This window comes from Actinospineispora spinosispora DSM 44797 (assembly GCF_000429025.1).
GTDB classification, from domain to species: Bacteria; Actinomycetota; Actinomycetes; order Mycobacteriales; family Pseudonocardiaceae; genus Pseudonocardia; species Pseudonocardia spinosispora.
In genome coordinates this window covers 1-24,197 of record NZ_AUBB01000037.1, presented here as the reverse complement: position 1 = coordinate 24,197, position 24,197 = coordinate 1, and the positions used below count along the sequence as shown (strand labels likewise).

Below are 24,197 nucleotides of genomic sequence, written 5' to 3'. Positions count from 1 at the left end.
TCAAGACATGGCGCTCAGTATCAAGGATCCTGAAGCCGACAGGTTGGCAAGGGAACTCGCGGCACGCACCGGGGAGTCCCTCACAGAGGTTGTCATCGTCGCGCTTCGTGAGCGTCTGGCACGCCAGCAGGGACGCACCCGCGCCGTACCGCTGCGCGACGACCTTGCGGCCATTCGCGCGAGGTGCTCGACCCTGCCGCGGCTTGACGATCGCAGCCCCGACGAGATCCTCGGCTACGACGACCACGGTCTTCCCGCCTGATGGTCATCGATACCTCCGCGATGGTCGCCATGCTCTCCGACGAGCCAGAAGCATCCACGTTCGAAGAGGCCATCGAAGCCGACCCGGTGAGACTGATGTCCACAGCGACCTTTCTGGAGACGGCGATCGTCGTCGAAAGCCGATACGGGGAGGCCGGCGGGCGAGAACTCGATCTCTGGCTGCATCGAGCCGACGTGCAGCTGGTGGCAGTGGACGGCGACCAGGCCGAGGCCGCGCGAGTCGCCTATCGCCGATTCGGCAAAGGGCGACACCCTGCCGGACTCAACTACGGCGATTGCTTCACGTACGCCCTCACCCAGGTGAGCGGAGAACCACTGCTCTACAAAGGCGAGGATTTCTCCCATACCGACGTACGCCCTGTTCGCCCCCTGCCGCCGCAACAACGCGCCCAACGCGACTGACCGAGACACAGCCAGGACCGACGAGAGGATCCGATGAGCGTCCTGCCCGCTGTTCCGGTGCTCGAAGGCTCGCTCGTGCGGTTGGAGCCGTTGTCCACGGTTCACGCCGAGGACCTGGCGGTCGCGGCGGAAGAGGACCGGAGCAGCTACGGCATGACCAGCGTCCCGAGAGGCGCGCAGGTCCCCGCGTTCCTGGCCACCCATGTGGAGCGGGCACGGGGCGGCAGGATGGCGCCGTTCGCGCAGATCCGGCGCGGCGACGGCCGCGCGGTGGGATGCACCGCGTACTGGGATCCCCGTTTCCGGCCGGATGACTCGGTGCTGTTCGCCATCGAGGTCGGCTGGACCTGGCTGGCGGCGTCGGCCCAGCGGACCGGGATCAACGTCGAGGCGAAGCTTCTGCTGTTCGGGTACGCCTTCGAGACGCTGGGCGTCGCCAGGGTCGATCTCAAGACCGACGCCCGCAACACCCGCTCCCGCCGCGCCATCGAAGCGCTGGGCGCGCACTTCGAAGGCGTCCTTCGGCAATGGTCACCCTCACACGCTCCCGGCGAGGAAGGACTCCTGCGCGACTCGGCGATGTTCTCGGTGATCGCCGACGAGTGGCCGACCACGAAGGCCCGCCTGCGACAGCGGTTGTCCCAGGGGCGCCCGTGAACGCGACCACCTATAACCTTTACTAGACACTTGACAGGTTAGACCTGATGCGCTTTCATAGCCTCATCAACTAACCACTCAATGCCATCTAATAAGGTTAGAGATGGCCGTCGCGGAGGTAGGACGATGGGACTGTCCTGGCAGCAAGGGCCGCTCGCCCCCCGAGCGGTGGGCCGCTTCCTGACACCGGAACCGTTGCCCGAGCGACTGCTGTTCGCCGAGCCGCTGCGCCGCCGCATGCGAGTCCGCCTTGGTGGGACGTGGATCGCCGACAGCGAGGACGTCGTCTTGCTGCACGAGCCGGACCGCTACCCGGTCGCCTACTTCCCGATCGCCGACGTCGCACCCGAGGCACTGAAGCGTCTGCCGACCGTGACCTCCCACCACGACCTGGGCGAGACGTCCTGGTTCGAGGTGCGCGGCGGTGACCGGACCGCGCCGCGCGGCGCCTGGCAGCACGTCGCCCTGCCCGACCACGCCGTAGAGCTCACCGACCGGGTCGCGTTCGCCTGGCGCGCGATGGACGCCTTCTACGAGGAGGACGAGCGCATCGTCGGGCACGCCGCCGACGCCTATCACCGCAACGACATCCGGTCCACATCCCGCCACCTGGTGGTCCGGGTCGGCGATCGGGTGGTCGCGGACAGCCACGCCCCGCTCGTGCTCTACGAGTCCGGCTTCGCCCCGCGCTGGTACGTGCCGCGCGCGGACATCGACGAGTCGGCGCTGACCGCCGTGGAGGGCCAGACCTTCTGCCCATACAAGGGCCTGGCCAGCTATTACGACGTCGCCGGAGCACCGAGGGGTGCGTGGTGCTACCGCGAGGCCTGGCCGGAGGTGGCCCGGGTCAGCGACCTGGTGTCCTTCGAGCCGGACAAGGTGACGGTCCTGCTGGACGACAAGGTCCTGACCCTGGAACCGGGCCAGAAGGTCACCCCGCACGGCGTCGACAGGGACCTGGACCCGTCCGAACCAACGCGCGGCTAGCCCAAGATCATCACCGCCTCAGGGCTGATTTCCGGCGCGAAAACAGCCCTGAGGCGGTGATGATCTCTGCATCGTGACGCCAGCCCGGACTCACATTTCGACGTGGACTACCGCGCCGGGGACGGGTTTGCTGGACTTCATCGTCAGCGCGATCACCGAGCCCGCGAGACACAGGAAGCTCACGAGGTAGTAGCCGTTGCCGTAGGTCTGGGTGAGCACGGCACGGCTGAGCGTCTGGTACATGCCACCCATCCCGGCGACTCCGTGCGCGGCCGCCTCGGTGACCTCGGGTAACGCCTGCGCGCCGCCGGACAGCAGCGAACCCCGGTCGAGCATCAGCTGGGCGGACGCCGACGCGCTGAGGCTGCCGAACAGCGCCACCGCGATGCTGGCGGCGGTCCGCTGCGCGACGTTGATCATCCCGGTGGCCGAGCTGGTGATCTCCGGCGGAATCTCGATGAGGCCGCCGGAGAAGACCGGCATGAAGATCAGCCCGGCGCCCAGGTTGACGATGCCGGTCCAGAAGATCATGGTCAGCCGGGTCGTGTCCGGTGTCGCGGTGGCCATGAGCGACATGCCGTAGGCCATGATCGCGAAGCCGAGTGCGATCGGGATGCGCGCGCCGAACGTCGCGAACAGCTTCTGGGTGAGCGGGTTGACCAGCAGCAGCATGAGCGCGGCCGGCGCGAGGATCAGGCCCGCCTCGAACGCCTGCTTGCCCTGCACGACCTGCAGGAACTGCGGCGCGAAGTACAGCATCGCGGTCAGCGCGACCAGGACGATGCTGATCAGCAGGACCGCGGCGGTGTAGGTCCAGGACTTGAAGACCCGCAGGTTGATGAGCGGGTTGTCCGACTCAAGCTCGATGACGACGAACAGCGCGAAGCTGATCAGCGCGGAGACGAACAGGATGCGGATGCGGTAGCCGTCCCAGCCCCAGTCGTTGCCCTCCGCGGTGGCGAGCAGCACGGCGAACAGCCCGTAGGCGATCGTGACGAAGCCCCACAGGTCGAAGCGCGGCCAGCTCGTCGGCCGGTACCGGGGGAACACCATCTGCGCCGCGACCGCGCCGAACAGGCAGATCGGCACGTTGATGAAGAAGATCATCCGCCAGTCGAGGTACTCGACGAAGTAACCGCCCAGCAGCGGCCCGATGCCCGGCGCGACCGAGACGCCGACGCCGTAGATGCCCATCGCCGCGCCGAGCTTGTGCGGCGGCACGATCTGGTAGACCAGCGTCATCGCGACGACCGGCATGATGCCGCCGGGGAAGGCCTGCAGCACCCGGAAGGCGATCAGGCTGTTCAGGTCCCAGGCCAGCCCGCACAGCGCGGACGTGAACGCGAAGCCCAGCAGCGCGTACACGTAGAGCCGGCTGCCGCCGAGCCGGTCGCCCAGCCAGCCGGTCAGCGGCACGGCCACGCCGAGCGCCAGGGTGAAGCCGGTGACGATCCACTCGACGTCGTCGGCCGCGGCGCTCAGCTCGGCCTGGATCTTCGGCACGCCGACGTTGACGATGCTGCCGTCCAGCACCGACATGAACGTGCCGATGATCAGCACGGACATCGGCAGCAGCCAGTTGCTCTCTGCTTCCTGGGTACGCGTCTGTTCGCCGACAGCACTCGACATGGACGTCGCTCCCGAGGAGATAAGTGGATAGCCCTATCCGGGTCTCGGGTCAGGGTAACAGAGAAACGGATAGGCCTGTTCGTTCTGTTAGCCTGGCTGGGATGACCATCGGCAAGGAGGCAGCCACGGAAGGCACACTGCGGCAGGACGCGCGGCGCAACCGGGATGCGTTGGTCGCTGCGGCGACCGAGGTGTTCTCCGAGCAGGGCCTGGATGCGTCGCTGATCGAGGTCGCGCGCCGCGCCAGCGTGGGCAACGCGACGCTGTACCGCCACTTCCCCACCCGCGCGGACCTGCACGCGGCGGTGTTCGCCGAGGCGCAGGAGACCATCCACCAGCTCGGCCGCAAGGCGATGCTGATCGAGGACGGTTGGGTCGCGTTCTGCAGCTACCTGGAGCAGTGCTGCGAGCTCGCGGTCACCAACCGCGCGTACAGCGACCTGATGATGGTCAGCACGCCGGGCCACCACTCACCCATGGAGGGCTGGGACCGCGTCGAGATCCCGATGCGGGCCCTGATCGAGCGCGCTCAGCGCCAGGGCGCACTACAGCCCGGCGTCACGCACGAGGACGTGCTGATGGCGCTGTTCTCCGTGCAGATGATGATCCCCGCCTCGATCGAGATCGCGCCGAGAGCATGGCGCAGGCAGCTCACGTTCACCCTCAACGGCCTGCACACGAACGCGCCCAACGAGCCGGCCGACCCGACGATCACCTCGGAACAGCTGCACCCGATCGTCCAAAGACTGTTCCTGCGCGACACCGAGTAGCCCAGCCGACTTCGCACATCGTCGTGCTGCATCGCACATGTCCGGACGTGTGCGATGCAGCACGACGGTGTGCGAAGTCAGGCGGCCACCGTGCCGCCGAGTGCCGCACTGGTCCGGACGGCATCGAGCAGGCGGTGCACGCGCAGGCCGTCGGCGAACGTGGGCGGCGCGGGCTCGGAACCGGCCAGGTGACCGGCGAGGACTGCGTAGAGCGCGGCGACGTTGCGCGCCTGGTCCGGAACCTCGGGACCCACCCGCGGCGACACCTCATGGGACGAGTGGTGCAGCGTCAGCGGGTCGATCTGCAGCTGGCCGCCGAGCGCACCCTCCGAAGGTGCGGTCTGAATGGTCAGCTCACCGGCGGTCCCGGTGAGCACGATGTGCGCACCCGGCGGACCGACCGCGCCGTCGTGGACGTGCGCCGAGAGCACCGCGCCACCGGCGAACCGGCCGTGCAGCAGCAGATGGTCCGGCGCGGTGACCTCGATGACCTGCCCCGTCTCCGCGACCGTGTGCCGAGGACGCTGGATCGACAGTCCCGCCGACAACTCGGCCACCGGCCCGGCGAGGGTCTCGACCGCGTCCAGGACGTGCCCGCCGTACACCTCGAGCAGGCCCGCTCCCCCGTCGCCGCGATAGGTGTACTCGGTCCACCCCGGCACGGTGTCCTCCGCGCCCTTGCTCCGCTTCGCGTGCACGGTCACCGAGGTGATCCGCCCGAGCTCTCCCGCCGCGACGAGCTCGACGGCCCGTCGCATCGCCGGCGCGAAGCGGGACTGCAGCCCCACGACTCCGAGCACCCCGGCCGACCGTGCCGTCTCGGTCATCTCGGCGGCCTCTGCGGTGTCTCGCCCGAGTGGCCATTCGCAGTACACGTGCTTCCCGGCCGCGAGCGCGGCCCCGACCAGCTCGGCGTGCGCGGCGACCTGGACGGTCACCACCACCAGGTCGACCGCCGGATGCTCGGCCAGCCGCCGTGGGTCGGTGAAGGCGTGCGCGGCACCGAACCGTGAGGCCGCCAACGACGCACTCTCCGGCCGTGACGTGGCGACCGCCGCGAGCCGGTACCCGGGCAGCGAGCGCAACGCCGGGACATGCGCACGCAGTGCCCAGCCGCGCTCCGGGCTAGCCCCCACTATGCCGACACCGATCACCAGAACCTCCCTCTAAACGGACTTTTACCGTCCGGATAAGGTCGACGGTAGCACTAAACGGACTTACTGGGTCCGCTTGTTGCTAGAGTCGGTGCCGTGACCAGCGCCGTGCAGCGACTACTCGACTCCGACTCCGGTCACCGTCCGCGCGCGGACGCCCAGCGCAATGTCGAGCGGCTCGTGGCCGCTGCCCGTGAGGCGATCGCCGACGACGGCGTCACGGTCACCGCACACGAGATCGCCAGGCGGGCCGGCTTGGGCATCGGCACGTTCTACCGCCGCCTGGCCTCGCGGGAAGCCCTGCTCGAAGCGGTGCTCGCCGATCTGGTGGACGAGCTGGTGGCGGCCGCAGCGGCCGGCCTGGCCGATCCCGACCCGTGGGCCGGGTTCGCCGGATTCGCCGAGAGGTTCGCCGAGCTGCGCGCCCTCAGCTGCGGGGTCAACGAGGCTCTCGGTGGCGACCACGGCTTGGACCTGGACCCACAGTTGGCCAGGCTCCGGGACCAGCTGCGCTCGCTGGTGGAGCGGGGGCAGCGCGACGGCGTGCTCCGCGCGGACGTCGAATGGGCCGACGTGGCCTTCGTGCTCGGTGGTGTCGTCACCGGCGACCACACCATCGGACTACCGGCGGCCGACCAGCAATGGCGCCGCAACCTCCGAATCGTCCTGGACGGCCTACGGCCCGGTCACGAGAGATGACGCGACCTGGGCGCGCGGCTCACAGCGGGACGTCGTCCGCCAGGGTCCGAGTGGTGGTCGAATGGTCCTCCAGCCCGAGCCGGAGAGGACACCCCAGACCGGCGCGCTTCCCCCACACCACCCGGCACCCCGAGGCAACGGCTCGAGGAGGCAAACCGGCAAAGCTCCGTCCTTCCGAGGCCCAGCACCGAACAGGACGCCTCCGCCGGGCGAGTCGTGCCCCTCGGACTGACACAGGAACAGACAGGCGCTGTGAAACCCGCCTCGATGGCCATGGACAGCGTGCAAGCCTGCCTGGGCCCGCAGGATGCCAGGCCAAACCGTCGGTGCTGCCGGTCCAGCCCACCGCCGCCGCAATCCCACCCCGCAAAGATATTGCTTTCGTTGCCCCAATTGCTGGCGGCGCCGTCGAGGTCGGATTCCTGGTAGCTGGGGGAGTTACCCTCACAGCCGCAGTCGACATAGCAGCCGACCACGCGACCGGCCAAATATCCGATACAATGAACGCAATCTCAGATGGATTCGATTGAGTGTGGAATCCAACACCAAAGAACACAACGAAAGACGTCGGGAAGATCACCCAGGACACGGGACGCACAACTAAGGAAACGTCGAAGTCTCAGGAAAGTAGGTCCGATTGTGCCACCCGAGTTCACCGAGACGGACGATCGTTGGATATTCAAGATGCGCGATTACACAGTTGCGGAGATAGTCTGGGGTGAACGCGTCGTGTTCGAGCTGAACCCAGCCGGGCGAATCGAGGTCGGCCGAGACGCGCTGTTCACAAAAGGAGCTCTTCGAGATACTGAAGCTGCCGCCTTAAAACTCGGCGATTACAGTCCTGAGTCCTTTCGAAACGTGGTCGGCGCTCATTTACTGTCCACTGTCGGATTCAAAGATGGCGGGATGCGCATAGTTTTCAGCAATGGAGGACATTTGAACACCCCGGAAGACTCCGACTTGTCGGAATCAATTGAAGCGGATGGGCTAGTTCTTTGGCCGCGTCCTACTCAGCCGCCGGCTTTCGGTCGACCAGTGACTTGAGCTGGGCGACCAGGACGTCCTCCCCACGCTGGTTGCGCACAACGAACTGAGAGGTGACCACCCCGTCGCTCTCCCGGGGCTCGACCGAGAGCACCGAGGTCTCCACGTGCACGGTGTCCCCGATCCGGGTGGGAGCCACGAACCGCAACCGGTCGATCCCGTAGAACGCTTTCATCGCTGGCGGCCAGAAGGTCACCAGGCCGAGCGCGACCGACAGGACCAGAGCCCCGTGGGCGATCCGGCCGGAGAACCGCGAGTCGGCCGCCGCGTACTCCACGTCGGTGTGGATGGGATGCCAGTCGCCGCTGAACATCGCGAAGTTCACCACGTGCGTCTCGGTGATGGTCCGGCCGCCGGTGATGTGCTTGTCGCCGACGGAGATGTCGTCCAGGTATGCGGTGATCATGTGACCTCCTCGGTCGCGTTCAGGTCGCGGCTTCCTCGGTCGAGGTCGCGTTGGGAGACGAGCAGGACGCAGGCCAGCGACAGCAGCGAGAGCGCCGCGACGTAGCAGGCGACCGAGAGGGACGTTCCGGTCGCGGCGACCAGTGCGGCCGCGATCAGTGGGGCCACCGCGCCGCCGAGCAGGACGCCCAGCTGGAACGACGTCGAGGCCGCGCTGAACCGGACCCGTGCGTCGAACAGCTCGGTGATGAAGGTGGCCTGCGGGCCGTAGGAGATGCTGAACAGCACCGCGCCGACCACGTAGGTTCCCAGCAGTAGCGCGACGTTGCCGCTGTCGATCGCCAGGAACGTCGGGAAGATCCAGATCGTCATCGCGGCCAGGCCGATGAGGATCATGGTTCGCCGGCCTCGGCGCTGGGCCAGCGCGCCGAAGTACGGCAGCGCCGCCACCGAGACGACCGCCGACACCAGGACCGCGATCAGCATCGCGTTGCCGCTCTGCGCCTTCGAGGTGGCCGCATAGGACAGGGCGTAGGTGTTGACGACGTAGAAGTAGGCGCCGGTGCTGATCATCGAACCGGTGGCCAGCAGGATCGAGCGGGGGTACTCGCGCAGTGCCTCCAGCAGCGGCAGCTTCGACGCGGCGCCTGCGTGTTTGACCTGTTCGAACACCGGGGTGTCGACAAGCGTCGACCGGATGTACAGGCCGATGCCGACGAGCACGATGCTGACCAGGAACGGCAGCCGCCAGCCCCAGGACAGCAGGTCCTCCCTGGGCAGCTGCGCCACACCGAAGAACGCGAGCGTCGCCAGGAACAGCCCGGCGGGGACACCGATCTGCGGCAGGCTGCCGTAGAAGCCGCGTTTCGCGGGGCTGGCGAACTCGACCGCGGTGAGCACCGCGCCGCCCCATTCGCCGCCGACGCCGAAGCCCTGCACGAGACGTAGCAGTACCAGGATGATCGGCGCGGCCACGCCGATCGAGTCGTACGTGGGCAGCAGCCCCATCAGGAACGTGGCGACGCCCATCATGCTGAGGGACGCCACGAGCATGCGTTTGCGGCCGAGCCGGTCGCCGAAGTGGCCGAGCACCACACCACCGAGTGGGCGGGCGAAGAACCCGACGGCGAACGTGCTGAACGCGAGCAGTGTCGCGGCGACCGGGTCGCTGCCGGGGAAGAACAGTGGACCGAGCACGAGCGCGGCCGCCGAGCCGTACAGGATGAAGTCGTACCACTCGATCGTCGTGCCGATCAGCACCGAAGCGGCGACCCGGCGCATCGACGGCGGGCCGGTCATGATTCGGACGGTCGTCGGTACATGAGCCCGGTGCGCCGGGCCTGGCAGATCAGCTCGTCGCGTTGGTTGTGGGCACGGTGCTCAAACACGACGAGACCCGCGTCGGGCCGGGACTTCGACTCGCGCGCCGAGACGACCTCGGTCTCGACCCGCACGGTGTCGCCGTGGAATACCGGCGCGGGGAACCGCACGTCGTCGATACCCAGCTGCGCGACGATCGTGCCGAGGGTCAGCTCCGGCACCGACAGGCCCACCACGAGCGCGAGGGTGAACATGCTGTTGACCAGCGGCTTGCCGAACTCCGTGCCGGCGGCGTAGTCGTGGTCGAGGTGCAGCGGCGCCGGGTTCATCGTCATCGTGGTGAACAGGACGTTGTCGGTCTCGGTGACCGTGCGCCGGGTGGCGTGCTGGACGACGGTGCCCACCGCCAGGTCCTCGAACCACCGCCCGGACACCGCGCGTGCGCTCATCGTGTTCCTTTCGTCTGGAAGTCGGGGGCCCGTCCGGACCCGAACGCGGCCAGCCCTTCGGCGACCGAGGCGGACTCGCACAGGTGCTCGACGAGCACCGCGCGTTCGGCGGCCAGCGCGGCCGCCATCGGGGTGTCCACCGAGCCCCGGTACAGCCGTTTCATGGTGCGCAGGGCGTCGGTCGAGTGCCTCGACAGCCTCGCGACCAGCGCGTCCAGCTCGGCGTCGAGCCGGTCGGGTGGCGCGACGTGGCTGACCAGTCCCCACTCGAACGCGGTGGCACCGTCGATCATCTCGCCGGTGTAGAGCAGGCGGCGGGCCAGCGCGGCGGGCAGTGCCCTGGGCAGCCGGACCGAGCCGCCGGCGCCGGGCAGCAGTCCGTACTCCAGGTGCCGGTCGCCGATGCGGGCCTCCGCGGACACCATGGCGAGGTCGCAGCCGAGCAGGATTTCGCAGCCTCCGGCCAGCGCGTAGCCCTGCACGACCGCGACCGTGACGAACGGCGCCGCCTCCAGCGCGTCGATCATCGCGCCGATGTCGACGAGATAGCTCTCCACGGCTTTCGGGTCGGCGAGGATGGTCCGCAGGTACTTCAGGTCGGCACCGGCGGACAGCGTCCCGCCCGCGCCGCGCAGCACGAACACCGAGCACCCGGCGTCGCGGGCGGTGTCGATCGCGGTGTGCATCCCGGTGAGGACCTCGGGGCTCAGCGAGTTCATCGCACCGGCCCGGTCGATCAGCACCCTGGCGACCGGCCCGGTCACCTCGACGACCACGGACATGCGCTCTCCTTACCTCAGCGGCGGATCGTGATGCCGAGTTTGTCCCGGTCCCAGAGCTGGTCGAGGCGCCCCGCCGCGTCGACCTTGAGCTTGTACTTCTCGATCTTCTCGCTGGGAGTCTTCGGCAGCGCGTCGATCGTCGCCAGGTAGCGCGGCACCATGTAGTAGGCCATGTTCTCCGCGCAGTACTCGATGACCTCGGTGAACGACAGCTCGACCCCGGGCGCCGGCACCAGGTAGGCCATCACGTCGTCCTCCCCCAGCTCCGAGGGCACCGGGACGGCGGCCGCCTCCTCGATGCCGGGGTGGCGGCACAGCACGGTCTCCACCTCGTAGGCGGAGATGTTCTCGCCGCGGCGGCGGATCGCCTCCTTCTTGCGGTCGGAGAAGAACAGGTAGCCGTCGGCGTCGAGGTGGCCTCGGTCGCCGGTGTGGAACCAGCCGTCGGTGTGCGCGGCCTCGGTGGCGTCGGGCATCTTGTAGTAGCCGAGCATGACGCTGCCCGGTTCGGTCGGCCGGATGCAGATCTCGCCGACCTCGCCCGGGGGCAGGACCCGCTCGGTGCCGGTCGGGTCGTCGGAGACGATCCGGATGTCCATGTAGTCGCGCATCCGGCCCGCCGACGGGACCTTGGCCGGTGGGTCGTCCGGCCCGAAGACGGTGATCGCGCAGTTCTCGGTCATGGCGAACACCGAGGTCACCGCGATGTCGTAGCGTTCGCCGAAGCCGTCGACGAGGGTCTTGGACAGCGGCACCATCATCGCGGTGCGCACCCGGTGCTCGGTGTCTCGCGGCGACTCCGGAAGCTGCCAGATGATGTTGGCCATCGCGCCGAGGCAGTTGAAGGCGGTCGCCCCGGTATCGCGGATCTCATCCCAGAACTGGCGCGCGGAGAACCCCGGCGACAACGCGACCGCCGCCTCGGCCCAGAGCGCGGTGTAGATCGTGTACCAGAGGGCGTTGGCGTGGAACACCGGAAGGCACGTGTAGAGCACGTCGTCGGGGCGGTACCCGGTGAGCGAGGCCATCTGCCTGCCGACCGCGTGGCCCTGGGACTGCGGGCAGACGACGCCTTTGGACGGACCGGTGGTGCCGGAGGTGTACTGCAGCAGGTGCGGGTCCTCGGCGCGGACGTCGGCCATCCCGGGCGGGTCGGTCGCCGGGTGCGCCTCGAACCCGCGCAGCTCGTCCGGTCCGAGCACGCCCCGGATGGCGGGTGCCTGCGCGGCGGGTCCGGCGGCGCGGTCGCGCAGCTCGTCGGAGACGCACAGCAGCACCGAGTCGGACTGTTCCAGCAGGTAGCGCAGCAGCTCGCCCTTGGCGGCGGTGTTGAGCGGGACCGCGACGGCGCCGATCTTGCCCAGGCCCCAGATCGCCCAGAGCAGCTCGGGACGGTTGGGCATCATGAGCGCGACGTGGTCGCCCCGGCCGATGCCCCGCTCGCGGAATCCGTGCGCGTAGCGGTTGGTCAGCGCGTGCACGTCGGCGTAGCTGAACGTCCGGTCCCGGAACGTCAGGTACGTCTTGGTACCGAGGCGCGCCGCCTTGTCGGCGAGGATGTGGCCGACGGTGCGCTGCTCCAGCGGGTAGTCATGCACGACGGGTCCTCCTGGTCACCCGGCCGGGAGCGCCACGTCGCGCTTCCCGACCGACCGGGCGGTCGAGTCAGTAGAATCCGCGCGACCTGTCGGTGTCAAGTACCCCGTGAGTGGCGAGTGGTCTCCCGAAACCACTCGCCACTCACGGCTCCGCGTCGTGCCGCAACCTCCTGGAAGATCGCTGGGAGGATGCGGGCATGGCTTCGCGGTATCCGTTGCGTTCCGCCCGACTACAGCTGCGCCCGATCGTCGAGGCGGACGCCCGTGCCGTGCTGGCGTACCGGTCGCTGCCCGAGGTGTGCCGCTGGGTTCCGTTCGAGCCGATGAGCCTCGACGACGTCCTCAGCCGGATTCACGGCTCGTGGGCGACCCGCGAGCTCGTCGGCGACGATGACGCCCTGGTGCTCGGGGCCCATCTCGCGGCCACCGACGAGCTGGTCGGGGACGTCATGCTCCGGCTGGTCAGCCGGGAACATCGCTGCGGCGAGCTCGGGTACGTGTTCAGCCCGGCGCACGCCGGTCACGGCTACGCGAGCGAGGCGGCCCACCGGATGCTGCAGCTGGCGTTCGACGAGCTGGGCCTGCACCGGGTGATCGCCAGGGTCGCCGCCCTCAACACGGCGTCGTCCCGAGTGGCGCTGCGGCTGGGCATGCGCCAGGAAGCACACCTGATCAGAAGCGAATGGTTCAAGGGCTCCTGGGCCGACGAGCTGAACTACGCGATCCTCGACGACGAATGGACCACCCAGAACCCCACCCCCCGATGACACGAATGTGGCTTTAGGGACGTTGAACGTCCCTAAAGCCACATTCGTGCCGCCTGGACGGGCGGGTGGCGGGTTAACCGTGGGGGTAGAAGAGGAACAGGGTGCAGCCTGTTGTTGTTTGGGGGACGTGGGATGAGCCGGCGGGGGCGTGGATGAAGGAGCCCTCGGGGTAGTCGCGTTCGCCGTCGTTGAAGACTCCGGAGATCACGTAGACCTCCTCGGGGCCGGGGTCGTGGACGTCGATGCCACGCCAGCGGGTGTGAGGGTCCATCTTCAGGACGTACGCCGCGGCGCCGCCGTCGCCCTTCCACAGCGAGTGCAGGTGGATGCCGGGGAACAGCTCGCGGGCCGGGGACTCCGCGACGCTCGCCCACTCGTAGCCGGCCATGCTCGACTCTGTGCTCATGGGGCCAGCCTGACGAACGGGGACCCCTGCCCCCAGTGTCAGGTTTGACATCTTCCGATACTTTCTTGCCATGCATCATGTGGTGGCGATCGTGCAGCCGCCCCAGTCGACGTTCGAGCTGGCCTGCGCGGCGGAGGTCTTCGGGCTGGACCGGCCAGGGCTGCCCGCGCGCTACACGTTCGGGGTGTGCACCGAACGTCCCGGACAGGTACCCACGCTCGCCGGTTATCCCATCCTGGTGACCGACGGCCTGGAGGCACTGGATCGCGCGGACACCGTGCTCGTCCCTGGCTGGCTGCCCGTCGGTGAAGCGCCCGCTCCCCCGGTCGTCGAGGCGTTGCGGCGGGCGCACGCCCGGGGCGCGCGGGTGGCGAGCATCTGTTCCGGCGCGTTCGTCCTCGCCCATGCGGGCCTGCTGGACGGCCGGCGCGCGACCACGCACTGGGCGAGTGTCGACAAGTTCGCGGCGCGGTTCCCGCTGGTCCAGGTCGATCGGGACGTGTTGTACGTCGACCACGGCGACGTCGCGACGAGCGCCGGGGCCGGCGCGGGGATCGACCTGTGCCTGCATCTGGTCGCGGTCGACCAGGGCGCCGGGTACACCGCGCACATCGCGCAGAGCATGGTGATGCCGCCGCACCGCGAGGGCGGCCAGCTGCAGTACGCCCGGCCCGCCCCACCCAGCCTGATCGACGGCTCGCTCGCCCCGATGCTGGACTGGGCGGCTGCCCGGCTCGCCGAGCCGCTGACCGTCGAGGACCTCGCCGCGCGGTTCGGCGTCTCGCCCCGCACCCTCGCGCGCCGGTTCGACGAACAGCTGGGCATCAGTCCCGGTCAGTGGGTGCTCGCGCAGCGGGTGGCCGCAGCCCGTGAGCTGCTGGAGTCCTCAGACCTGCCGCTGGACACGATCGCGCGCCGCGTCGGCCTGTCCTCGGCGACGAACCTGCGCAGACACTTCCACCACGCGCTCGGCACGACCCCCGGCGCCTACCGCCGGACCTTCAGAACGGTCAGCCCCGGCCGATGAAGGGCATGGTCGTGGCCGTGATGGTCAGGAACTGGACGTTCGCGGCCAGCGGCAGGCCCGCCATGTAGCGGACCGCGTCGGCGACGTGCTGAGCGTCGAAGGTGGGTTCGGGGCGCACCGCGCCGTCGGCCTGCTTCGCGCCGGTGGCGATGCCCTGGGTCATCTCGGTGGCGGCGTTACCGATGTCGATCTGGCCGCAGGCGATGTCGAACGGGCGGCCGTCGAGCGAGAGCGACTTGGTCAGTCCGGTGATCGCGTGCTTCGTCGCGGTGTAGGCGATGCTGCCCGGGCGGGGGCTGTGCGCGGAGATCGACCCGTTGTTGATGATGCGTCCGCCTCGCGGGTCCTGTCGGCGCATGATCGCGAACGCCTCGCGCGCGCACAGGAACGAACCGGTGAGGTTGGTGTCCACGGCGGCCCGCCAGGCGTCGACCCCGATCTCGTCCGGGGTACCGGCGGGGCCGAACGCGCCCGCGTTGTTGACCAGCAGATCCACCCGCCCCCAGCGGTCGGTGACCGCACCGAACAGCGCCGACACCGATTCGGCGTCGCCGACGTCCGTGGGCACGGCCAGCGCCTCGGTGTGGTCACCGGCGGTGTCGGCGAGCGGCTCGGCCCGGCGACCGGCCAGCCCCACGGCCCACCCGTCCGCCAGCAGCGCGCGGGCGATGACCCTGCCCAGCCCGCTGCCCGCCCCCGTCACGATCGCCACCGGACCAGTCATCAGTCGTCCTCACCTTCGCCTGCGCTCGTCGGGCACCACAGCCAGATCGGACAGTACGTCCATCCCACCGGATCGGATTCGACGGTGCGTCCATAGGAGGGGCGACCGTGGCAAACCTAGAGTCGGCCGATGCAGAGCCCGCCACCGGTCACCGTCGTCGAGCAGCACGGTGTCGAGCGCATCCCGGACGCCGAACGCGACGCCGGCCCGCTGGACCTGTTCCGGTTGAGCTTCGGCGGCGCGAACACGTTCGCCACCGCGTTCCTCGGGTCGTTCCCGATCCTGTTCGGGCTGTCGTTCTGGCAGGGCGCGACCGCGACCGTGCTGGGACTGCTGGTGGGGGCGCTGATCCTGAGTCCGATGTCGCTGTTCGGGCCGCGCAACGGCACCAACAACGCGGTGTCGTCCTCGGCGCACCTCGGGGTGCACGGGCGGATCGTCGGGTCGCTGCTGTCGCTGCTGACCGCGATCACGTTCTTCTCGATCTCGGTGTGGAGCTCGGGGGATGCGCTGGTCGGCGCGCTCGACCGGATGACCGGGATCGGCACGTCGACGCCGGCGTTCGTGGTGGCCTACGGCGGGTTCGCGCTGCTGGTGCTCGTCGTGTGCATCTACGGGTTCCGGTTCATGCTGCTGGTCAACAAGATCGCGGTGGTCTCGGCGAGCGCGTTGTTCGCACTCGGCGTCCCGGCCTTCGCCGGGGTCTTCGACGCCGGGTACCCGGGCCGGTTCGCCGAGGCGTCGGGTCCGGCGTTCTGGGCGGCGTTCTTCGGCTCCGCCCTGATCGTCCTCTCGAACCCGATCTCGTTCGGCGCGTTCCTCGGCGACTGGGCCCGCTACATCCCGGCGGCGACGCCGAGAAGCCGCTGTCTGGCGGCCGCGTTCCTCGCACAGGTCTGCACGCTGCTGCCGTTCGGTTTCGGCCTGACGACGGCGAGCGTCATCGCGGTGCACGCACCGGAGTTCCTCGCCGGCGCACCGAACTACGTCGGTGGTCTGCTGGCGGTGTCCCCGAGCTGGTACTTCGTCCCGCTGGTGCTGCTCGCGGTCATCGGCGGCATGTCGACAGGGACCACGTCGCTCTACGGCACCGGGCTGGACTTCTCCAGCATCTTCCCCCGGCTGAGCCGGGTCGCCGCGACGGTGCTGATCGGTGTCGTCTCGATCGGCCTGATCTTCCTCGGCCGGTTCACCTTCGACGTCGTGCAGAGCGTCTCGACGTTCGCGTCGCTGATCATCACGTTCACCGCGCCGTGGATGGTCGTGATGATCCTGGGTTTCGCGACGCGTCGCGGCTGGTACGACCCGGAGGCGCTGCAGGTGTTCAACCGTCGCCAGCACGGTGGCCGGTACTGGTTCGAGCACGGCTGGAACTGGCGCGGCGTCGGGGCATGGCTGGTCTCGGCGGTGCTGGCGCTGCTGTTCAGCAACATCCCCGACCAGTTCGTCGGGCCGCTGGGCACCCTCGCGGGCGGCATCGACGTCAGCCTTCCGCTGTCCATGCTGGTGGCGGCCGTGAGCTACCTGGGCGCGCTGACGTTGTTCCCCGAGCCGCGCGCGGTGTTCGGTCCGGACGGGCCGTGGCTGGTCAGAACCTCGGACGCACCGGTCCGGCCGATCACCGCCGCCGGGTCAGGCCGTCACGTCGAGCCCTGAGATGACCTTGGTCGGCCGGATCCGCACGACCAGCTCGCCGGGCACGCCGTTGCGCTTGCCGAACTCCTCGGCGCGCTCGGCCCCCATGTAGCGGGCGCCGAGCCGGGTCGCGGTGTCGATCAGCTCGGCGGGGTCCTCGCTCGTGACCGCGATCCCCTGGACCTGGACGAAACCGAACGGCGGCGTCTCCAGGTCGACGCACAGCACGACGCGGGGATCCCTGGCCAGCGCCTTGCCCTTCGCGGTGTCGGCGCCGGTGTTGAACACCAGCTCACCGTCCTCGACGAGGAACCAGATGGGCGCGACCAGTGGCCGCCCGTCGGATGCCAGGTAACCGAGCTTGCCGGTGCGGGTGCCCTCGGACAGGAACTTGACCACTTCGGGGGAGAGTTCGCTCACGTCGTCAGCCTACGACGCCTGGCGAATCAGTAGACCAGTCTCTATATTTTGCTTCATGGCATCCACCTCACCCCACCCTCCCCTGGGCAGCACGCTCGTCACCTGTTGCGGCGCGCTGGCCGCCACCGCCGGGCGGCTGGTGCGGCCGCGCCGCGCCGACCGTCGCCTCCTGGCCACCCTCGGTGACGCCGGCCTCCCACCCACGCGCGCCACCGTCCGGCTGACCGCGCTGCCCCAGGCCCGGCAGAGCGCCCCCGCCGCGGTGGTCGCGGAAGGAGCGAGGCGACCGCGCCGGCTGCGGCTGAGCATGACGACCTTCCTCGTGGAACACCCGAGGGCGCGCTTCCTGGTCGACCCGGCGATGTGCACGGATGTCCACGACGTCGTCCTGCCCGAGCTCTCCCCGGTGTTGCGGGCCGCGATCGCGCCGGAGAAGCCGGTCGCCGGTCTCGCGGAGGTCCTGGCCACGGAGAACCTCGACCCGGCCGACATCGACTTCGCGCTGCCCACCCACCTGCACTGGGACCACGTCTCGGGCCTGCTCGAGCTCCCCCACGAGCTGCCGGTCCGCACGCTCGCGGTCGAGCGTGACTGGGCGCTTGCCGGGCCGGTCGCGCCCCACGGCGTCGCCAGGGGACCGTTGCTGTCCCGCCACTTCGACCCGTTCGAGCTGGACGGACCGCCGGTGCTGACCTTCACCGGCAGCCACGACCTGTTCGGCGACGGCTCGGCGGTGCTCGTCGACCTCGCCGGACACACCCCCGGCAGCGTGGGCGTTCTGCTCGCGGTCGACGGCGGCGACCGGGTGCTGCTCGCGGGCGACGCGGTGTGGCACGGGCTGCAGGTCACGCTCGTGCGCGGGACGGCCCCCTTCCCCGGCCGGTTCACCGATGCGGACAGGGCGGCGGCGTTCGCCACCGTGCACCGCCTCCACGCGCTCCCCGCCAGCATCGAGGTCGTCGCCAGCCACGACCGCGCGGCCGCGGCGAAGTGGGCTCACCGAGACGACTTCGCGTAGCCGACGTGGTCGCACGAAGTCGCTCTCAGAACGGTGTGCCGGTCAGGGCGCCCAGGAACAGGGGTAGGCGGTACTCGGCGATCAACCACAGTGTCACGCCCAGGGCAGGATGCTCGGCCCGGACGAGGTGTCGCGTCAGCCGGCCGCCCAGCAGCACCACGAACGCACCCGCGGCCACCGGCCAACCGGCCACCATCGCCGCCACGACACCGAGACCGGCGATCGCCCACTGCTCGACGGTGGCCTTGGCGAGCAGCACGAAAACCTGACGAGCCCAGCCGAGGAGCAGCGCGCGCCCGTGGATCAGCACCGAGATTCCGACGACCGCCACGACCGGCGCCACCAGCGCGACGGCCTGCGCGTCGGGCGCGCTGGTGTGCAGCCACCAGAACGCGCCCAGCGCGGTGCCGACGCCGAACAGTCGCGGCGCCGGAGGTCCGCGCTCGGTCCAGGCCTTGCCCAGCTCCCTGGCGAACTCGACGGGCAGCAGCCGTAGCAGCAGGTCTCCCCCGGCCAGGACCAGCCCGCCCCACAGCACCAGCCCCACGGCCAGCGGATGCGCGACCAGCGCCGCGAGCACGAACCCGGTGCCGACACCGGCGCCGACGCGGCCGGCGGCACCGATCAGCCGACCGAACCACGCGACGATCTTTCCTCGGGCGCCGGTCAGCACACCACGCACCCAGCGGTGGGTCAGCACGACGACGACGCCCGCCGCGACGACGACCAGGACCGGGCCGCCACCGGATGCGCTGCCGGGTTCGGCGGCGAGCGCCGGGGGCGCCGCGATGACCTGTGCGGCGACGACCGAGGGCCACAGCCCGCGCAGCAGCTTCCGCCAGCGTTCCCACGATCCGCTCGGGCGTTCAGCTCGGAACTCCGCTCCGGTTTCGTGCCCGGTTCCGGCTTCGTCGGCGGAACCCGAGGCGGCGCCATCGCTGTTCGCCGCGTCCGGATGGCCGCCGGTGGCCCCCGGGTCGTCGTCGTCACGCGAGGACCGTTCCGACTCGTCCAACCGTTGTTGCAGCGCCGCTGCCCGGTCGGCGAGAGGGCCGGGTTTACGCCAGGTCAGCACCCAGACCGCACGCAGAATCGTCCGCCCTTCGGCGAGCAACAACCGGTGCGCCTCGGTGCTCGACGTCCCGAGTGCGAGGAGTCGCTCGAGCCGGTGAAGGTGCCAGTGGGCGGCGGTCACGACGAGCTGCTCGTCCCAGCGCCCGGTCGGGACGGATGAGCTCTGATGCGGTGCGATGAGCAGCCGGAACGCGTCGTCGACGAGGTGCTCGACGGGTTCGTCGAACAGCTCGGTGACCGGGCCGCCCGAGCGGTCGGCCCTCGCGGCGAGCCAGGACGCGACGGTGAGCAGCTGGTCGACGGCCCATCGTTGTTCCATCCGGCCGAGCCGGCTGTTCATTCCCGCCAGGTCGGGCAGCGCACCCACGGCGAGCAGCGGCCCGGTGACCTGGTCCACGGAGAGGCGGTCGCCCTGGGTGATGCCCTCGGCCAGCTGAGAGATGACCGCCCAGGCCTGGTCGACGACCGCGCCTCGCCCGTACCGGCGGTGGATGTCGGAGAGCATCTCGGGGTAGCTGGTTCCGGCCGGCCAGTAGCGCACCACGGACTCGGGCCCGATGCTCCACTTGACCAGCACTTCTCTGCTGTTGAAGCCCCAGTCCCCCAGGTCCGGCATGAACTCCCGCACGTGAGCGGGGATCCGTACGCCGTCGGCGATGTCGACCACGTCGGTCGTGAGGCGCTCGCGGTCGATCATGAGATAGCCCTGGGCGCCTCCGTCGGTGTGGCTGCCGCCCTCGCCGTACCGGTAGTACATGATGTCGATCTCGCGGGTGACCGAGATCCACGGTGACCGCGGATCGGCGAGCAGGTGCTGCCACGGCTGAACGTCGGCGTCCATCCCGGCGCGGCTGACCCCCGCCTCCGACTCCCCCTCGCGCAGGGCCCTGAAGAGCAGCACCGGTCGCGGCGCGGGCAGTCCCTCGGCGGCACGCAACCGCGTGACCAGCGCGGCTGCATGCCGATCGTGGCGGTGGCCGGTGTGTTCGTCGCCGTCGAGGTGGAACTCCCATTCGTGCCGGAGGAGGTCCAGCCACCATTCGAGGAACGTCGGGTCGGCGTCGATGAGGCGGTTGACCAGCGCGGCGACCCGTGCCGGGACCAGGATCACCGAGGTGCCGTCGCCGTCGCGCCAGCTGAAGCCGATCAGCTTCCCGTCGAGCGGCTCCTCGTCGGTGATGCGCACCAGCGCGACGAGCTCGGGCGGTCCTCGCGCCAGGTGGGGGAACTCCCCGCGGTCCAGTGGCCGGGAACCCTCGGCCAGCCGGCGTCTCTGGGGCAGCAGGGCCATCCGTGCCACCGCGCTGTCCACGCCGTCCGCCACGGTGCCGCCGTCGACGTCGGTGGCGTCGTGCATCAGCTGGTACTCGGCCCGCAGCCGGTCCGCCGCCTCGACCAGTTCGGCGATCGCTGTCGTGGGCGGCAGTGTCGCCAACTCGTCGAGCAACCCGGTGAGCTCGACGGCCAGCGGGCCCGGTTCGAGGTCCAGCAGCTCGCCGAGCTGTGCGGCCCGCGTGGCCGGATCGGCGCCGGTGAGCCAGTCGAGGTACTCGCGGTAGTCCCGCACGACGGACCTCGCATGGTCGATCACGGCCCGGTGGGTGGTGTTCTGTTCCTCAGGATGCACCGCGTCGTGCATCTGCTGGTACTCGCGGCGCAGCCGGTCGGTCGCCACGGACAGGGTGAGAACCAGCGAGGTCTGTGGCAGCTCGGTGAGCTCGTCGAACGCCGCCGCCAGCTCCTCGGCGCCGGGCCCGGGTTCGCGGTCCAGCAGCTCACCCAGCTGTTCGGCACGGCCGGCCGGGCTGTCCGAGGTGAGATCTTCCAGCATCATCTGGTAGTACTCGGCGGTCTCCTCGGCGTGACGCGCAATGTCACGTTCCTCGTCGTCCAGGCCGGAGTAGCGGCGTAGTGCCTCGGTCACCGAAGCGAATCGGGCGCGCAGTGAGCCGAGCTGCTCGTGCGCCGCCGCGAGGCGTACGCGAAGCTCGCCCAGCGCGGCGTCCTCGGCTGTTCCACTGTCCCCGAGGAACCTGGCGATGCGGTCGAGGAGCACACCGGCCCGGTCCAGGTTGGCGCCGGCCCGGTCCGCGTCGGCCGGGTCCGCCGCGGCGCCGTCACGCTCCAGGCCCTCGACGACCTCGCCCCAGCTGTCGAGCGCGGTTTCCGCTGTCCCCGCGACACCCAGCAACAGCCGTGCCGTCACCGTCGCGGGCTGCCGGTCGGCCCACAGGTTCTCCACGGTGGTGTCCGGCTCGCGCAACCACCGAGCGACCACGTGTTCCAGCACGTCACGTGCGGGCTGGGTGTCGGACCGGTCGAGGATGTCGCCGCCGGTGCGCAGGGTCACCAGAACCGCATTGTCGGCGGGATCGAGCAGGTAGACGACCGTCGTCGTGCCAAGTCGGGCCGCGGCCAGCAGCTCATGGAGCTCGGCGTCGCCCAGCAGCAGCCGGTAGCTCGTGCCCTGGGCGGACCACAGGCCGGACGGGCTGGCCTTGGCGAGGTGGTCGCTGTTCGTCGGCGTCCGCCCCTGCTCGCGCAGCCGCGCGACCAACTCGCTCACCGCGGCGATGACCGGAGGCTCGAACGTCACCGGTGTACCGCCCTGGTCGAAGGCGACGGGCAGGAGGAGACGTGTCCCGGGGCTCGGTGACGCATCACCACGCAGGATCGGGGTCAGTTCGGCGATCAACAGCGCCCGTTGCGCGGCTCGCAGCCTCGCGACCAGGCGGTCCGAGGAACGATCGTGACGGGCGCCGGTATGGGTGTGGCCGTCGATGTGGAACGTCCACTCGTGGCGCAGAAGGTCCGCCCACCACGAGGCGAAGCTCGGGTCCGCGTCGATCAGCCGTTCCACGAGTGCCGCGACGTGCGCCGGGACGAGGATGACGCCGTCGGCGGGCGAGGTGCCGTCCGGGCGCCATCCGAAGGCGACCAGCTTGCCGTCCAGCGGCCGGGAGTCGGTGATCCGCACGAGGCGGGTCAGCGCAGGCGGCCCGCGGGCCAGGTTCGGGAACTCCGTGCCGTCCAGGACACGGGATCGGGTGAGCAGGCCATGCACCAGCTCGGTCATCGTCCGCCGTGCGGTATCGCTCGGGACGCCGTCGGCGACCGGTCCCCCGCTGCCCTTCGACCCTCGGTGCGCCCGGATGGCGTTCGTGGCCACGAACCCCGCCATGAGCAGTGCGGTGCCGATTCCCGCGGTCAGGCGGGACGCGGTGAGTGCGGTGAGCGCCTGGTAGGCGGTGAGTCCGGCGACGCCGAACAGGAACCCGGCGAAGCCTCGCTGCAGGACGGTCATCGGCAGCTTGTTCTTGATCTGCTTACCGATCAGCCCGGTGAGGACCGCGGCGACCGCGAACGGGCCGATGAGCTTCCAGTCCAGCGTGGCGAGCTCGCCGAGACGGCTGCTGAGCCCGGAGATCGAGTTGATCGCGGTGACCATCACGACGGTGGCACCGGCGGTCTTGAAGTCGGTGACCTTCGCCAGCACGAGCGCCGGGATGATCAGGAACGCGCCACCGATGCCGAGCATGCCGGTCAGGAAGCCGGCGCCGAGCCCGATCACGGCGACCCGGACGAGCCGGGGCAGGCCGGTCACGCTCGTCGCTCCACCGGTGGTGTTCGAACCACTCCACGTCTTGAGCGCGGCCACTCCCATGAGCGCCGCCAGCGCCAGCGCGGGACCGTTGGGGTTCAGCCGCGCGGCCAGTAGCCCGCCGAGGATCGCGGGGCCGAACCCGGCGAGACCGAGCAGCGCTCCGGTTCGCCAGTCGAGGTCCTTCTTGACCAGCCCGTGCACGGTGTTGATCAGTGCCGTCGCCCCGACGATGACCAGGCTCCCGGTCGCGGCGTGCACGGGGCTCTGTCCGAAGCCGAAGCTCAGTGCGGGGATCGTGACCAACGCGCCACCCGCGCCGAAGACGCCGATGACCAGGCCGACCACGGCTCCCGCGCCGAGACCGGCGAGGTTCAGCGCCCACGGCAGCAGCCCGGGCCAGAGCGCGACGAACACGACGGCGGCCAGCCCGATGCCCACCGCACGGACTCGCGTGGCGGGCGGGTTCGGGCCTCGGGGGTTGATCGCCCAGAGGCCCATCGTGGTGACGGCCAGTGCGATCGTGGTGGGGATCGCCGTGTCGTGGTGTTCGGTCCACAGTCGTAGCAGGCCGTAACCGGCGAGGGAGATGTTCGCGGTCACCAGTGCGCCCGGCACGACGCGGCTGCCGGACCACCAGGTCCAGGCGCTCATGTGCTTCGTGCCGAACGGGGAGGCCGCGAGCTTGGTCTGGGTGAGGTAGACGAATCCGACGGTCAGGGTGGCGATGGGGAGCGCGGCGAACCAGGGGCCGGTGACGAACCCGAGCTGGTAGCCGAGAAGGCCGGCCGCCAGGGTGATGGTCGGGAACGCCAGCCACTCCGCCCACCGGGTCGCCTGGTTGTCCGGCTTCCGCGCCTTGACCAGGAGGTGCAGCGCGGTCGGGAGCGCGGCGACCAGGAACAACGCGTCGGCGGCCGCGAACAGCCCGTTGATCAACGCGGGCAGACCACCGGTCGCGAACGCCGCCGGCAGGTGCAGTGTCAGGTTCACCAGCCACGAGACCGCGACCAGTGCGGCCAGGCCGGTCTTGGCCCAGCGCGGCAGGTTCGGGAACCTCAGGTTGAGCAGGTTCGCGGTGCCGCGCACCGCGAAGGCGATCAAACCGGCGAGCGCGACGTAACCCGGGATCGGGCCGACGGCGATCAAGGTGGCGACCACCGCGGTGGCTACCGTGTAGCCGATCACCGTCCGGCCAAGCGGTGTGCCGAGCGCCTTCCGCACTGTGCTCGGCGTGACTCGCCCCGCCGGTGGTGCGTGCCGGTTGATCACCCACATCAACACCGCCGTCACACTCACCAGCGCGGCGGTCGTGCCGACCAGAACTGGAGTGTTGGGTAGCAGGTA

Annotated in this window: 21 protein-coding genes; 10 read left to right on the top strand and 11 right to left on the bottom strand. The window is 69.9% G+C overall.

Going from position 1 to position 24,197, the window contains the following annotated elements; all coding sequences use genetic code 11:
• Positions 1 to 7 precede the first annotated feature (7 nt).
• The 4 genes from G406_RS0117905 (at position 8) to G406_RS0117890 (ending at position 2,328) form a co-directional block, all read left to right on the top strand.
• A complete protein-coding gene (locus G406_RS0117905) occupies positions 8 to 262 on the top strand; it encodes a type II toxin-antitoxin system VapB family antitoxin (RefSeq protein WP_028934898.1) in 255 nt (84 codons plus the stop codon).
• Entirely contained in the window at positions 262 to 684 is a 423-nt protein-coding gene (locus G406_RS0117900; protein ID WP_028934897.1) for a type II toxin-antitoxin system VapC family toxin, read from the top strand. Before G406_RS0117905 ends, G406_RS0117900 begins: the two co-directional genes overlap by 1 nt.
• A 33-nt stretch (positions 685 to 717) precedes the next feature.
• Positions 718 to 1,341 (top strand): GNAT family N-acetyltransferase, encoded by a 624-nt coding sequence (locus G406_RS0117895; RefSeq protein ID WP_028934896.1) that lies wholly within the window; start codon positions 718 to 720, stop codon positions 1,339 to 1,341.
• Positions 1,342 to 1,467: 126 nt separating this feature from the next.
• Entirely contained in the window at positions 1,468 to 2,328 is an 861-nt protein-coding gene (locus tag G406_RS0117890) for a DUF427 domain-containing protein (protein ID WP_028934895.1), read from the top strand.
• Positions 2,329 to 2,418: 90 nt separating this feature from the next.
• Here G406_RS0117890 and G406_RS47700 read toward each other — a convergent pair whose 3' ends face one another.
• Positions 2,419 to 3,957, bottom strand: coding sequence for a DHA2 family efflux MFS transporter permease subunit (locus tag G406_RS47700; protein ID WP_051342281.1), 1,539 nt, complete (start codon positions 3,955 to 3,957; stop codon positions 2,419 to 2,421).
• 101 nt (positions 3,958 to 4,058) lie between these two features.
• On the opposite strand from G406_RS47700, the gene G406_RS47695 reads away from it, so the two are divergent.
• Positions 4,059 to 4,727 (top strand): TetR/AcrR family transcriptional regulator, encoded by a 669-nt coding sequence (locus G406_RS47695; RefSeq protein ID WP_051342280.1) that lies wholly within the window; start codon positions 4,059 to 4,061, stop codon positions 4,725 to 4,727.
• A 77-nt stretch (positions 4,728 to 4,804) separates the two neighbouring features.
• On the opposite strand, the gene G406_RS0117875 is transcribed toward G406_RS47695, so the two are convergent.
• Complete coding sequence (locus tag G406_RS0117875) at positions 4,805 to 5,881, bottom strand: Gfo/Idh/MocA family protein (RefSeq protein WP_211241184.1); 1,077 nt, start codon at positions 5,879 to 5,881, stop codon at positions 4,805 to 4,807.
• Between the two features lie 96 nt (positions 5,882 to 5,977).
• Between G406_RS0117875 and G406_RS47690 the strand changes: the two genes are divergently transcribed.
• Entirely contained in the window at positions 5,978 to 6,580 is a 603-nt protein-coding gene (locus tag G406_RS47690) for a TetR/AcrR family transcriptional regulator (RefSeq protein WP_051342278.1), read from the top strand.
• A 1,006-nt stretch (positions 6,581 to 7,586) separates the two neighbouring features.
• On the opposite strand, the gene G406_RS0117865 is transcribed toward G406_RS47690, so the two are convergent.
• The 5 genes from G406_RS0117865 to G406_RS0117845 are packed head-to-tail and all read right to left on the bottom strand — an operon-like array spanning position 7,587 to position 12,178.
• Positions 7,587 to 8,030: a MaoC/PaaZ C-terminal domain-containing protein gene (locus G406_RS0117865; RefSeq protein ID WP_028934893.1), complete on the bottom strand. Its 444-nt coding sequence runs from the start codon at positions 8,028 to 8,030 to the stop codon at positions 7,587 to 7,589.
• Complete coding sequence (locus tag G406_RS47685) at positions 8,027 to 9,328, bottom strand: MFS transporter (protein ID WP_037077217.1); 1,302 nt, start codon at positions 9,326 to 9,328, stop codon at positions 8,027 to 8,029. The genes G406_RS0117865 and G406_RS47685 overlap by 4 nt, the downstream gene beginning before the upstream one ends.
• On the bottom strand, positions 9,325 to 9,798 hold the full coding sequence (locus G406_RS0117855) for a MaoC family dehydratase (protein WP_037077216.1): 474 nt from the start codon (positions 9,796 to 9,798) through the stop codon (positions 9,325 to 9,327). The genes G406_RS47685 and G406_RS0117855 overlap by 4 nt, the downstream gene beginning before the upstream one ends.
• Positions 9,795 to 10,580 carry an enoyl-CoA hydratase/isomerase family protein gene (locus G406_RS0117850; RefSeq protein ID WP_028934891.1) on the bottom strand — a complete coding sequence of 262 codons (786 nt, stop codon included), beginning with the start codon at positions 10,578 to 10,580 and terminating at the stop codon, positions 9,795 to 9,797. Before G406_RS0117850 ends, G406_RS0117855 begins: the two co-directional genes overlap by 4 nt.
• A 14-nt stretch (positions 10,581 to 10,594) precedes the next feature.
• The gene (locus G406_RS0117845) at positions 10,595 to 12,178 is read right to left on the bottom strand and encodes an AMP-binding protein (RefSeq protein WP_028934890.1); all 1,584 of its coding nucleotides are present in this window, start codon (positions 12,176 to 12,178) and stop codon (positions 10,595 to 10,597) included.
• A 197-nt stretch (positions 12,179 to 12,375) separates the two neighbouring features.
• On the opposite strand from G406_RS0117845, the gene G406_RS0117840 reads away from it, so the two are divergent.
• Positions 12,376 to 12,945: a GNAT family N-acetyltransferase gene (locus tag G406_RS0117840; RefSeq protein ID WP_028934889.1), complete on the top strand. Its 570-nt coding sequence runs from the start codon at positions 12,376 to 12,378 to the stop codon at positions 12,943 to 12,945.
• Between the two features lie 73 nt (positions 12,946 to 13,018).
• On the opposite strand, the gene G406_RS0117835 is transcribed toward G406_RS0117840, so the two are convergent.
• Complete coding sequence (locus tag G406_RS0117835) at positions 13,019 to 13,351, bottom strand: cupin domain-containing protein (protein ID WP_028934888.1); 333 nt, start codon at positions 13,349 to 13,351, stop codon at positions 13,019 to 13,021.
• A gap of 70 nt (positions 13,352 to 13,421) precedes the next feature.
• Between G406_RS0117835 and G406_RS0117830 the strand changes: the two genes are divergently transcribed.
• Entirely contained in the window at positions 13,422 to 14,378 is a 957-nt protein-coding gene (locus tag G406_RS0117830; protein ID WP_028934887.1) for a GlxA family transcriptional regulator, read from the top strand.
• On the opposite strand, the gene G406_RS0117825 is transcribed toward G406_RS0117830, so the two are convergent.
• Positions 14,362 to 15,102 carry an SDR family oxidoreductase gene (locus tag G406_RS0117825; RefSeq protein WP_037077214.1) on the bottom strand — a complete coding sequence of 247 codons (741 nt, stop codon included), beginning with the start codon at positions 15,100 to 15,102 and terminating at the stop codon, positions 14,362 to 14,364. The genes G406_RS0117830 and G406_RS0117825 overlap by 17 nt on opposite strands.
• A 129-nt stretch (positions 15,103 to 15,231) precedes the next feature.
• On the opposite strand from G406_RS0117825, the gene G406_RS0117820 reads away from it, so the two are divergent.
• Entirely contained in the window at positions 15,232 to 16,758 is a 1,527-nt protein-coding gene (locus tag G406_RS0117820) for a purine-cytosine permease family protein (RefSeq protein ID WP_028934885.1), read from the top strand.
• On the opposite strand, the gene G406_RS0117815 is transcribed toward G406_RS0117820, so the two are convergent.
• Positions 16,735 to 17,157, bottom strand: coding sequence for a PPOX class F420-dependent oxidoreductase (locus tag G406_RS0117815; protein ID WP_028934884.1), 423 nt, complete (start codon positions 17,155 to 17,157; stop codon positions 16,735 to 16,737). The two genes, G406_RS0117820 and G406_RS0117815, sit on opposite strands and share 24 nt — an antisense overlap.
• A 55-nt stretch (positions 17,158 to 17,212) precedes the next feature.
• On the opposite strand from G406_RS0117815, the gene G406_RS0117810 reads away from it, so the two are divergent.
• Positions 17,213 to 18,175, top strand: coding sequence for an MBL fold metallo-hydrolase (locus tag G406_RS0117810; RefSeq protein WP_051342277.1), 963 nt, complete (start codon positions 17,213 to 17,215; stop codon positions 18,173 to 18,175).
• A 25-nt stretch (positions 18,176 to 18,200) separates the two neighbouring features.
• Here G406_RS0117810 and G406_RS54125 read toward each other — a convergent pair whose 3' ends face one another.
• Positions 18,201 to 24,074, bottom strand: coding sequence for a sulfite exporter TauE/SafE family protein (locus G406_RS54125; RefSeq protein ID WP_211241183.1), 5,874 nt, complete (start codon positions 24,072 to 24,074; stop codon positions 18,201 to 18,203).
• Between the last annotated feature and the right edge of the window lie 123 nt (positions 24,075 to 24,197).